Below are 12,467 nucleotides of genomic sequence, written 5' to 3'. Positions count from 1 at the left end.
TGGTTTGTGTTAACAACACAAAAAAATGGATTGGAATGCATAGGCTATACCAAAACTGGTTAAGGCCCGTTTGATATGACTGTTGATATATTTTTTGACGAAATAGGTTCCCAACAAAATCCCCAGCCCGTCAATCGCATACAGCGCCCCAATTACCAGTCCGCCCATATGATAAATGTTGTTTCCAAGATAGGGGATCAAAATGTAATATCCGCCACCAACTAACCCCCAAGTCAATCCAATCAAAATGATGTAGCGAACCAGATTATTCCGTTTCGTTTCCACAAACCCTTCTTTCAATGACTGGAGATACGGCGTTTTTTGTTCCTCCACTTTCTTACTTTCCTGGTACTTGATTTTGTATACGTAAAGCGCTGACCAGAAAAAGGACAAGGAGTTTACAATAAAACACGTCACTGGGCTAAAACCGGCCGATACGATCCCACCCAAGACCGCACCAATAATATTTACCACTGCGCTTGTTGCAGAGGAAAAAGCATTTGCTTCTGCCAAATCCTTACGGTCAACGATCAATGGCAAAAAGGCTTGTTTGGCTGGATTAAATAACACACTCATCAACCCGAAGACAAATGAACTAACATATAAGATCCATACACTTTTGAAGTAAATTGCTAATATAAAACTCAACACAAGAAAAGCTCGGACGATATCTGTCACGATCATGATGTTTTTTTTAGACCATTTGTCTACAAGTGGACTGGCAATAGACCTAAGATCACATGAGGCAATGCGCGAAATAAAAGCAACATGCCGACGGCCGAAGCGGAATTAGTCAGCTCAATACCGTTTGCGTGATCGCCACTTGATTAAACCAATCCCCCAAAAAACTACCTGACTGTGCAAACCATAGATAACGAAAATATAGATTTCGTCGTAGCAGCCCACTCTTCACCCCATGCACCTCTTTCCAATTTGCTTAATTTCCGAAAGGCTATCTTTTGGTATTGTCTAAAATTCTATTTTCTAAATATATCCCCCAAATCCTTTCAACAAGCTTTTAGGGCGCAACATAATCTGAGAGAGATCTCTTAATTCCTTGGAGCCCAGAGTATAACGCTCACACCGATTAAACAAATGGCTGCTCCTATCCAATCATAGAGATCAGGTGTTTTCTTATCGATCCCCCAACCCCATAAAACTGAGAGCAGAATAAAAACGCCACCATAAGCTGCATATACTCGGCCAAAAGACGGAAAGGATTGGAGCGTGGCAATTACGCCATATAACGCAAGAACTACTCCTCCAAAAACACCCCAATACAATGGTTTGCCTTCTCTTAACCATAGCCATATAAGATAACCTCCACCGATTTCCGCCAAACCCGCAAAAAGAAATAATATCATGGCTTTTAACATGCTAATCTTCCCTTTCCCTTATATTGGTTCGGAATAGACTAAAACCTCCTCAAAAATTCAGAGGAGGTCTCCTTGTCAGACTAACGTTTGGGATCTAAGCGATGCAAGCCTGAATGGGTACTCATCTTTTCATTTAGGTTTCTTGCAAACACCCATTGATATTTTACCGATATTGAAGAAGTGAGCTATGTGTCGGTATCATATAAAATATAAAAAATTCCTAAAGGAACGTGGTTCAATGATCAAACATATACTAAGTAAGTTTATTCTCAGCTCTGTTTCTCTTGTTGCCCTCTCTGTCCTTGTAGGCATAGTGATTGGACAAATCCATCTAGGTCCTACAGAAAATCCATCTCAAACGCTACCCGTCTATTTGGAGAATTATTTAGTTAATTACCTTGTCGCTTTGATTATTTTTTTACTCCCACTTATTATCGTTAAATATATATTCAAATTAAGTGATTGGGTAATTATCATAACTTTCCATATGAGTTTCATCCTATTCTTTTGGGTTGTAGGTATCCCTTGTTTAGCTACCCATGCGTGCCGCTATGTTATGGAAGAACAAAATATTGTGAGTAGCGTTGTTATCCTCTTGAGTGATTTGTTGGGCAACATCCTCTAAACAAATTGGGTAATTTTCACTAATTCCAAAATCCCCGCCTCCCTAAGCTTCTCTGCTTAGAGAGGCGGGTTCAAGCCTTCATCCACATACAGCGATATTATTATCTCAAATCTTTACATTAACAATCGCAGATAAAAACCTAGCTAATTGATGCAATTCCATAAATTCCAGCTCATTGGTAATTAACTCTAAATATAGACCATCGTAACCAGCGATAATATATGAACTGGATTCTAGCATATGATAAATCGGCACAACTGCATTTACAGGAGATTTATACACTTTAAAATCCAGATGCTTATCATATGATAATTGGTAAAGGAAATGAATAGTAGCCAAATTGTAAGTTCTATTAATAATATGTCGAAGGACAGACTCATTATCAATTTTTACTCGCAAAACCTGATAAAAACCAACAAATCGTTCTCCTTCATAATCGCGTTTTTTAAAGTCCTCCAAGTGTACTACTTCAAAATCAATATTTTCTTGTTTAAATTCAACCATCAAATCAGGATAAACTTCAAGATACAAATATATAGGAAATTTATTTTTTTGGATAAGGAAGTTTGTAAGCACATGCTTAACTGCTTCTATTGGTCTTTTCTCATGATCAGCAGGACTAATTTGGTAAATTTTCACTCCGTTTCTTTTACTTAATAAATATAATGGTGGTACATCATCTTCTGATCCAACATCTATTGATATATCATCTATTTCTTCAACTTGCACTGTGATCATATAACATCCCTCCACCTTCACCATAACCGCTGTCATCGTGGACTTGATCCCTTTGCTTCACTTAGAGACTACGAGCTACTAGAGAAGGATCAACATTTCCACCACTAGGGCGTGTCTGGTGAATCCATCATGATTTCCTGTTAGAATGTTCATAACAACAAAAGCAAGGAGACATCATGATGAGACGGCGTTATGAGATTACAGATGAGGCTTGGGAAAAGATCGAGCCTTTATTGCCTTCGAATGGGAAACGAGGCGGACAGTGGAAAGACCACCGAACCATTTTGAACGGAATCCTGTGGAAGTTTGGGACGGGAGCTCCCTGGCGGGATCTGCCTGCACGTTATGGTTCTTGGAAAACTTGCTACTATCGTTTTACACGTTGGCAAAAGGATGGGACGTGGGATCGCTTGCTTAAGCATGTTCAGACTTACTCCCACGCCGTTTCCGATGTCGATTGGGTTGTTTTCGTTGACAGCACGATTGTCCGAGCTCATCAGCACGCCGCAGGCGCGCCGAAAAAAGGGGGACCCTCGCTTCCAGAATGAGGCACTCGGACGAAGCCGCGGAGGTCTGACGACCAAAATCCATCTTGCTTGTGACGGAAAAGGTCGACCGCTTGCTTTTACAATCACTCCCGGTCAACAGCATGACTGTACCCAATTACAAGCATTACTCGATTCCATTTCCGTTCCCTGTTTGGGAAAAGGAAGGCCTCGCAAGAGGCCGGATCATCTGATTGCCGATCGCGGCTACAGTTATCCGTCTTGTCGTCGATTTCTTCAAAAACGTGGGATTTCCCATACCATCCCCGAACGCAGAGATCAGGCGGAGCGTCGGGCCAAAAAGCCGGGGCGTCCTCTGACCTTCAACAAAGAACAATATTCACGCCGAAACGTGATTGAACGCTGTATTAACCGCCTGAAGCAATGGCGTGGCTTCGCCACTCGTTATGAAAAACGGGCGGTTTATTTTTGTGCCGCCATTACCTTGATTTCCTTGATCATGTGGCTCAATTAATCATTCACCAGACACGCCCTAATAATAATGCCAACACGTTTATTCTTAAACGGTAACCGTTTTGACAGTAAAGCTGCCAAAGTAACTGCACCAGATGGCTCTACCACCATTTTTAGCCTGGTCATAGCAAATCTCATAGCTTCGATGATTTCATCATCATTGACAGTAACTATATTTTCTACATGTTTTTCTATAATAGGAAAGGTAAAACGACCTGGAATCGTGGCACGTAGTCCATCGGCAATCGTATTTGAAGGTGGGATGGCAACCCTTTTTCCCTCTTTTAACGATAAAAGAGTATCATGTGCACCTTCTGGCTCCACGCCAATCACTTTAATACGGGCATCAAAACCATGTGCAGCAATAGATGTCCCGGAAATTAATCCGCCTCCACCAATAGGAACCATCATTACGTCAAGTGTTCCTACATCTTGGAGCAACTCAAGTGCAGAGGTACCTGCTCCCGCAACCACTCTGGGGTCATCAAAAGGCGGAATAATAGTCATCCCCTTTTTATCGTTCCAACGCCTCTAGAACATCAGAAAAACTAACATTTCGTTTCATATGGTACTCCCTCATTTCCTCGGAATAGTTATATTATAGATAATTATTCGAAGTTTGAAGTGGTAGAGTACTGAAATCACGGGGGGACAGATATACAAAATACAGAGTAAGGTATTTTCAGCAAAAATGGCCATCCAGAGCGTAAACCAACCTAGTACGATGAGTAAGCGGGTGACTCCTTTTATCGCCAATGAGAAGGTGATGTTTTGGTTAATGATGATAAAACCATAACCTTAGAAAAATATATTTTATCGCGTATTTATTATATAATATAATGTTTAAAAACGAGATAAACACAAGGAGAATCTCAAATAATGATCGTTGGAAGAAACATTTACGACAACCAACCCCAAGATGGTACTGTCATCGCTAAAGCTACAGTAGATGAAGTAAATGAATTTCGCGAACTACATACTGAACATATTGCCATCCTTCGATTGTCGGACATCCAACTAAAACTGGATCCCGAATCGATTCAAACATGCTTATCTCAATTCAAAGAACATGAATTGAAAATAATGGACTTTTGGAGTCGAGTCCATCTGCGACTGAGGGTTCCTTATACTTGGGATCTTTGTATTGATATTGTCACCGGTGATATCTTTGTTAAAAATGAAAACTGGCCATACTACGACTCAATAGAACCTGAAAGTTGATCATGATCTCTGTGAATTCCACCTTTCTAGCAACGAATTGTTGTTAAAAGCAGCTATCTGCATGGTCATAATTATATGCCACAACCACTTTTCACAACTATAAAGAAAAGCAACAATTCTTGTAGAGAATTGTTGCTTTTTTGAGAATGTTGACAAACCCTGCGAATCAACTTTGTTGATCGCAGGGTTTTTGTATATAAAAGGGATATAAACAATTAATGGATGAATATCAACCCATATAAACTTAAAACCACCTCCCTTACCTGCTCTCGAAAGCAGCATAGCCAACTTTTTTATGTTTTGAGCCACAGCAGTTAGGAGGCATTGCTCTTGAATTTTTGCAAGCCCCCTGTAGCGTGCGTATCGAAGACCATGAAGTTCCTTCGCGTCAGCGAAGCTACGTTCAATCGTTTCTTTTCGACGCTTATATAAAGTTTTTCCACGTGGGCTCAAGCGATTTTGTCTAACCCACTCTTTTGCATCTTCCCATACATGACGTGTTAGGATTTTTGTGTGGTTCTTTGACTTTGTGCAATTCTTAAGAAAAGGACATTGCTTACAAATCTCGGGATTGGATTTGTACTGTCTGTATCCTTCACGGTTGGTCGTTCGATATGTAAGTTGATGCTTTGCTGGACAAAGATATACATCTTGCTCAGGAATATACTTAAATCTCCATTTCGGAAAGAGGTCTTTATCTGGTCGAAAACTCCGATGTGCAATAACCGTAAAGATTCCTTGTCCTCTCAATTCACGACAAATAGGCATAGTTAAATAACCAGAATCCAGAGCAACAGCTTTCACCGAAAAGCCGAAGCGGCTTTTCTGACGATTTAACCTTTCTAAATAAGGAACTGAATCATGGACATTTCCTGGTGTAACAAATACATCTGTAATGAAGTTATGTAAACCATCGACAGTACGATGATCGAGATAGAAAAAGCCTTCGGGTTTTCCATCTCGAACCATATAACCACTATCTGGATCGGTCGTACTTACACGAATTTCTTTCGTTTCAACCTTTATGGGCTTTTTTTTTAAAGGCTTCTTTCCGTGCTCTTCTCGATCTTGCTCAATTGCTTGTTCTAAATCATCCATATATCCTTTGGGAGTAACTTTAACTAATTGTTTTTTGAACTTTCCTTTATTGGCATTGGCTTTAAGAAAAGTGGAGTCACTAAAAAGCTCTTTTCCTTGAATAAATCCATGTTGGATCGCCTGAATGACAATTTCATCAAATATTTCCTGATAAATAGTGGAGCTTTGGAACCGTCTTCGACGGTTTTGACTGAAAGTAGATGCATGTGGGACTGGGTCGGTTAGAGATAACCCTACAAACCAACGGTAAGCGATGTTAACTTTAATCTCCTCAATGAGTCGGCGTTCGGAACGAATGCCGAACAAATATCCAATGAGTAGCATTTTAAATAACATAATTGGGTCAAGACATGGACGCCCATTATCTTGGCAGTATAATTCTTTACATTTCTCAGCAATGAAGGAGAAGTCGATCGTTTCATTAATTTTCCGTAACAAGTGATCTCGTGGAACTAATTCTTCTATGTTAACTAGTTCTGGTTGATGTTCTTTACTCGGGTTTGTTCTAAACATAGAAAAAACTCCTTATAGAGTGTTTTTTATTGATTCGACAAAAAAGGCTGCTGACCCTGCCTTTCAAGGCAGTTTGTCAGCAGCCTCAGAAAAGCAACAATTCTTGTAGAGAATTGTTGCTTTTTTACGCCTATGTTTCTCTATTGATTGTTCTATTTCATCAAAGTATCCATCACTTCCACTCAATCACTTGCAGTTCCTGATCTGTCGCCACCCGGATTTTATCCCCATCACGATGCCAACCAATGGCGTAAATGTAATTTCCGTTCACTTTCATCTTCCGCTTCAATGTTCCGTTTTCCATATCAAAGAATAGCAACTGACCACCCGGGGCTGTACAAACCACTTCCGTTTCTCCAACCAACACTTTTGCCCCATATCCATAAGGTTCATAATTTCCCTCTACAACTCCCTGTTCCCAGCCGGTCAAGCTAGCATCGATCGTTACTCGCCACAACTCTTCCTGATGTGTGGTTGATAGGGCAATCAACTCTCCTACCCATCCGGGGGTGTAGCATTCGGGATATTCATCCAACTTCCAATCTCCCGGTTTCATTGTCTTAAAGCAGACCATGCGGGTGGAATCGGCATGATAACATAAGTCAGACAGGTTGTCAGCAACCCAATAATCTAATGGTGTCTCTTCAATCTGTTGGTCTTTATGATGTAGATTCTTAAAGAAGTGTATTACCGAAATATAAACATCATATCATATATTCACCGCCAACTGCTTTTGGTCAGGAGAAAACTTCATTTGACCGATAAAAGTAGCATATTCATCTTCTAGTTTAATATTATTATTCATTTCCTCCCATGTACGAAAAATCGTTTCTCCCGTCTGTAAATCAATCCAAGCAGCTCCATCTTCTGCACCTCTCTTGTCATAATTTTTACATGCATCCAACACCAGCCAGCGTCCGTCTTGACTTAGACACATTTCAGAAGACTCATCATATATGAACTCTTTCTCTATTTGACGCAAACAGCTCAAATCATCTGTGCTTCTTATCTCTATCCGACCAAGTGATGGAAGCAATATTACAAACCACTCCCCATCAGGGGAAAATCTTAAGCATCTCATCTCAGCTAATTCATATCCATCCACATATGTGAGTTCCGGTGTATAACGCCAACGTCCTAGCTGACCAGCTTGTCTTATCACAAACAGCTCATCTTTGAACGGATGTAGGTATATCTGCCGTATTATATCAAAATAACATTCACACCATGCACCAGGTTCCATTTCCTTTGGGGAGGATAAGGGTTTTTCTGTGTCATGCGCTTTCATTTTTATGCAACTCCTCCTTTGAAGAATGAAGCCGTATTAGCTACGGCTCCTTGCGCTCACCACGGTTTAGTCTTTTATAGCTATTGTTCTCCTATTTCCGTATTTTGGGCATACTCTTCCTTTAAGACTAAGAAGCCATAGTCTGCTTATTATATCCTTTTTCTATTTATACGTATCATAAATTTATTTTATGGTCTTCTAACATTTTTTATATGCTCAAAAAACTTGGTACCAAACTTCTTAAAATACTGTCTTTCCTCTTATCAGAGCATATTGTGCACATGAAGTGAATGTGAAAATGGACTAGAGATCCGCTGGCCTATTCATCAGACTCGTCCTAATTAAGAAACAGAGGATGAAGAAAAGAAAAATCGCCTTCTCAAGTCTGTACTTCAATTCATTTGTGTTATGTATTTTTAAAGCAATATATATTGTCAATATAGATAGTAGTACTCATTGCCTATCACAAAAATAGCTATACATAATTAATCTACGGTTCAGTGAAAGAATGCCGTTTTTTCGAGCTCGATTTATATTCGTCATTAAACAAACCCACGCTCCTTTAAGCCGTGGGTTTGCTCATATCGAACATTTTTATTGGCATTAATTCACTTACAATAGAAAAGCTTATAAATCATTCATTAAAACCATGTTTCTCTTTAAAAAATCGACTCCATTCGATTTTTGGCTTCGCGTTTCAAGGTGGTTATCATACTTTTTACCTTGATATCTTTTTCCTGTCTCTTCATTCGATCCGCCATGCGTTTAATAGAATCTACTGATGTCAGACAGAAAAGAGGGGGGACCAAAACCGTAACATTTTGGCCGGATTTGGGAACATGGAGCGGGAATAGCACTTCATCCTTTACTTGACGTAGCACATCTCCAGGCATCTCAGCAATATGGATTCCTTCCGTGCGTTCTTCAATTAAAGAAATTACATCACGAAGGACTGAGCCAAACCGTGCCTTGGTTCCCGCGACTTTCGCTCTTTCTTCCAACAAATGATGACCAGTCAAGAAATTCATCATTTCTTGAATCATTGCAGCGCGAGTGTTTTCTCCCTCGATTCGTTTCACCGATGCAGTAAAGGTGAACTCATCGAGTGCTTGACTGTACAATTGCTGACGAAGTGGTTCAATTTCAGGATCATTAAGTATCTCTCCTTCAGCAAGACAGATTCCTTTCAAATCATCCCATTTTGTGATAAACCGCACTTGGCGGCTTCCATCTTCCTTTTTGCATAAAACCGCATACCCAACTATCTCTACATGAGGAAGGTCGGGGATATCTACTGAAATTCTCCTGACGCAACTAGGAAGCTTCATTTTCTCTGTTTTACGAAGGATCGCATCGAAATACGGATCGCCATATGAAGCAAAATGCACACGGGTTTTACCATCAGGGAGACCCGACTCATAGAGTTCTCTCGATACCGTTAAAACAGACCCATCAGGCACTCCATCTACATGATTAATTTCAAGGATGAGGTTATTTTCATCAAAGATCTTACATCCCAATTCCTGAAGATATCGGGATTCGGTTAACGTTGACCAAATGGACTGAAGATCGATCGGGGCTTGCCAACGCCGATGGAAGCCGTTCATATTTTTATAAATCTCATATAGGTCTTTGGGATTGATCTCCATATAGGCCAGATGTTTACGTTGCTCTTCAATCCGCTCTCGAATACGGTATTCCAGCTCTTCAGGTGTCAGCGTACCTTGAGCCAGTTCCTGAAAATCCTGTGGATCTACCGGAAGTAAGGCAAGCTGCTGCGTACCAACGATCAGGTTAGCAGCCTTCAACCGCTGAAGCAATCGTCCATAAACGATGGATTCCACACTGTCTACATAACAAAGATTCAGCACATAAACTACCTCGTGCTTCTGTCCAATCCGATCGATCCGTCCAATTCGTTGCTCGATCTTCATCGGATTCCAGCCGAGATCGTAGTTGATGAGCAAATCGGCGGTCTGAAGGTTCAACCCCTCCGCAGCGGCATCCGTACAGACAAGGATATCGATTTCACCGCGCAAGAATCGTTCCTTGACCTCTTCCCGCTCCGTATTAACCCATGTCTGGGCTTGAGAATCATAATAACCCGCACCCTTTCCGGAGTATGTCCCGATTCGCATTTCAGGATCGGCTCTTTTGAGTCGCTGAACGATATCCACCAGCGTATCATAGAATCTGGTGAAAATGACCGTTTGCCGAATCCTCCTCGTCTGACGGTTCCTACGGTTATCCAGCTCTCTAAGCAAGAACAGCATCTTGGAAGACTGACCGTGTAACTCTTCCATGTCTTTGAGCATTTTTTTGAGCCGTTCCTGCTCCCACCGAAGGTCAACAGGCGTCCGATTTTTCAACAGTTTGTCAGTGATTCCCGGGTCTTCCTCCTCCACCTCATCATTAAAGACAAGATCTTCTATTCCACTTCCGTCATATTCTTCTCCATTGGTTTTGTACTGATGCCGAAGCGTCTCTTCCACTCTCTTGAGACGCCGTTCGATTGTTTTCTGAAATGCATATAAACTGGAGGCAAATCGAAGCCTCAGGAAGCTGAGGAGGAAACTGATCATCTGCTTGTTCTCTTCTTGGGGGCCGATCTGTACCACCAGACCTTTGCAGTACTCTTCCAACTGATCATAGATCTTCCGCTCCAGTGCATTAAAACGGATTTGAGGAAGATCACGGATTTCCCTCTTAGCTAGGTTCTGTTGCAGTTCACCGTTTTCCCGATAAATCTCAAGCAATTGACGGGTATGGCGGAGCATGACCCGGGACAGGGGTGAGGCACTGAAGATTAGACGTGACATCAGTTGTTGGTTTCTGGTACCGCGTGGAACCCGGTTAAATTCCAACCACTGGCGAGCATCGCTTCGAATCCGACCGCTGATAACCACGTCGGTCAAAAACTCCCAATATTTATGATCCTGACGCTGGGTTCCCAAAATGGATCGCCGCAGGAAATCCCAATCAGCCGAACCAATTTTCTCGCCTTGTAGCAGCCTGCCGAGAATATCGTAATATTTCATGGTCAATGTAGGATCGTACTGAAATGCTCCCACCCGATTCGTCAAAGCGATCAAATCGCTAACCTCCACCGGGTGAATCTGCATCGGTGTAGCGGTGGCCAGCCACAAACTGCGCGTCCGCCCCCGTAAGTGATCCCGGATCGTCGTATAAAGATGACCGAACTGAGGATTGGCCTCTGCTCCCTTGGAAGGGTTTTTCCGCCGGGCCATATGGGCCTCATCCACCAAAACGATGTCAAATTCTTCAGCCATTTCCAGTTGCTTGATCCTCTCCCGCCGCGACATAAGGCCGGTTGACACAATGACGAGATTCGGCTCATAAAACGAACCAGAAGTGAAGTCCTCCTCAACAGGCAAGAGATAGTGATGCCGTATTCCCGGTGTCATCACCCGGCCAAAAGACAACAATAATTTGGAGGCAAGCTGACGCTGCCATTGGGTGGTTAAACTTGCAGGGGCAGCAATTAAAATCCGTTTGGCCCATCCCGCCAAATGCAAACAACGAATGGCCAGTCCCGCTTCGATCGTTTTACCTAAACCCACCTCATCACACAGCAGATAAGAATACGGCCAGTTCTCCACTAATCGACGGACAACCATGATCTGATGGGGCCACGGTTCAACCGGTGCCGTTTCCAACCCAACATAACGCCCACCCGGCATTTTGGGTGCATCCCGTAACACGGCGAACTTCAGCCGCTCAAGCGCGGAAGGAATTCCATCCGGCTGAACCTTTTCCGCTTTTGTCGAGGGCTCGGGAATCTCGCTGGTTCCGTCGGTTTCCAGCGGCCTTTTCACGTCTTGAGCAAACCGAACCAGCCGGCGTCGAACCGCTTCCGGAAGAGTCAGCACGCGTATATGACGAACTTTCCCTTCCCAGAGCGTTTCAAATGATTCAGCCGCTTCATCGACTCTTTTCCGATCCGTTTCTCCCCACCAGTCACAATGGATATCAATATTCTCCGCATTCAGATGCAGTGCGGTTTTGGACTCATTGAGCGATCCGGCTCCATACATCCGGTTCCCATATTCGTCGGTAAACAAAAACCACTTCTCGTGAACATAACCATCTTCCATGGAATCAAAGGAAATCGGCTCTCCGGTATCTTTGTGCAGCCGAAAAGCGACCCGAACTTCCAGATATCCTTTCTCCACCATCCAGGCCAACAATGTCACACCGTTACGAACACCTTCCGGCCAAGAGTCCGCCTGTTCCAATTCTTCAGTCAGCTTTTCCGAAAGTCTTTTTGCATCTCCTTGTAAGATCGCTTTTACATCGTTCGGTTCCAGATCAGCACCAACGATCAGGCGCATCTTTCCACCTTGATTGGCAAAGGCAGAAAATCCTTGGGAAGCGGCTGCCAGAGAAGTGGACCGGAAATACCCGGCCACGCGGTCATAGCGAACCGCGCGGCTGAGTGCCGGAATGTAAAAGTCATGTAACATATTGACTGGCCTGTCTCCGATCATGGTAGAGGAGGTCTTGTAAGAGAGAAGCCACTCGCGTGATCTCAGTCCTTGGTTGTTCCTACTCTCTCTTATCTCGGTCAT

9 protein-coding genes and 2 pseudogenes are annotated in these 12,467 nt (G+C 42.6%); 2 read left to right on the top strand and 9 right to left on the bottom strand.

Features of this window, described 5'->3' with window-relative positions; genetic code table 11:
• Positions 1–9: 9 nt before the first annotated feature.
• From NYR52_RS03550 to NYR52_RS03540, 3 genes are all read right to left on the bottom strand, one after another.
• Positions 10–726, bottom strand: a complete 717-nt coding sequence (locus NYR52_RS03550) for an MFS transporter (protein WP_259436719.1) — start codon at positions 724–726, stop codon at positions 10–12.
• 323 nt (positions 727–1,049) lie between these two features.
• Complete coding sequence (locus NYR52_RS03545) at positions 1,050–1,376, bottom strand: YnfA family protein (RefSeq protein WP_259436291.1); 327 nt, start codon at positions 1,374–1,376, stop codon at positions 1,050–1,052.
• A 730-nt stretch (positions 1,377–2,106) separates the two neighbouring features.
• Entirely contained in the window at positions 2,107–2,739 is a 633-nt protein-coding gene (locus NYR52_RS03540; protein ID WP_259436290.1) for a hypothetical protein, read from the bottom strand.
• A 179-nt stretch (positions 2,740–2,918) separates the two neighbouring features.
• On the opposite strand from NYR52_RS03540, the gene NYR52_RS03535 reads away from it, so the two are divergent.
• A protein-coding gene (locus tag NYR52_RS03535; protein WP_375163144.1) for an IS5 family transposase occupies positions 2,919–3,759 on the top strand; the annotation gives its coding sequence in 2 pieces (ribosomal slippage) (positions 2,919–3,254 and positions 3,256–3,759; 840 coding nt in all).
• Here NYR52_RS03535 and NYR52_RS03530 read toward each other — a convergent pair.
• Positions 3,756–4,265 carry a pyridoxal-phosphate dependent enzyme gene (locus NYR52_RS03530; RefSeq protein WP_259436289.1) on the bottom strand — a complete coding sequence of 170 codons (510 nt, stop codon included), beginning with the start codon at positions 4,263–4,265 and terminating at the stop codon, positions 3,756–3,758. The genes NYR52_RS03535 and NYR52_RS03530 overlap by 4 nt on opposite strands.
• Positions 4,266–4,334: 69 nt before the next feature.
• Positions 4,335–4,541, bottom strand: a pseudogene (locus NYR52_RS16710) (hypothetical protein); the annotation flags it as partial.
• Positions 4,542–4,637: 96 nt separating this feature from the next.
• On the opposite strand from NYR52_RS16710, the gene NYR52_RS03525 reads away from it, so the two are divergent.
• A complete protein-coding gene (locus tag NYR52_RS03525; protein WP_022737893.1) occupies positions 4,638–4,979 on the top strand; it encodes a hypothetical protein in 342 nt (113 codons plus the stop codon).
• Between the two features lie 261 nt (positions 4,980–5,240).
• Here NYR52_RS03525 and NYR52_RS03520 read toward each other — a convergent pair.
• The 4 genes and pseudogenes from NYR52_RS03520 to NYR52_RS03505 all read right to left on the bottom strand — a co-directional run.
• Positions 5,241–6,590 (bottom strand): annotated as a pseudogene (locus tag NYR52_RS03520) (IS1182 family transposase); the annotation flags it as partial.
• A gap of 172 nt (positions 6,591–6,762) precedes the next feature.
• Positions 6,763–7,125, bottom strand: a complete 363-nt coding sequence (locus NYR52_RS03515; RefSeq protein ID WP_054095863.1) for a hypothetical protein — start codon at positions 7,123–7,125, stop codon at positions 6,763–6,765.
• Positions 7,126–7,299: 174 nt separating this feature from the next.
• Positions 7,300–7,878, bottom strand: a complete 579-nt coding sequence (locus tag NYR52_RS03510) for a WD40 repeat domain-containing protein (RefSeq protein WP_259436288.1) — start codon at positions 7,876–7,878, stop codon at positions 7,300–7,302.
• Between the two features lie 659 nt (positions 7,879–8,537).
• Positions 8,538–12,467 carry a helicase-related protein gene (locus tag NYR52_RS03505; protein WP_259436287.1) on the bottom strand — a complete coding sequence of 1,310 codons (3,930 nt, stop codon included), beginning with the start codon at positions 12,465–12,467 and terminating at the stop codon, positions 8,538–8,540.

The sequence above is a fragment of the Laceyella sacchari genome (assembly GCF_024927925.1).
Taxonomy (GTDB): Bacteria; Bacillota; Bacilli; order Thermoactinomycetales; family Thermoactinomycetaceae; genus Laceyella; species Laceyella sacchari.
The sequence above is the reverse complement of the archived record's forward strand: the minus strand, read 5'-3'. Positions and strand labels throughout refer to the sequence as shown.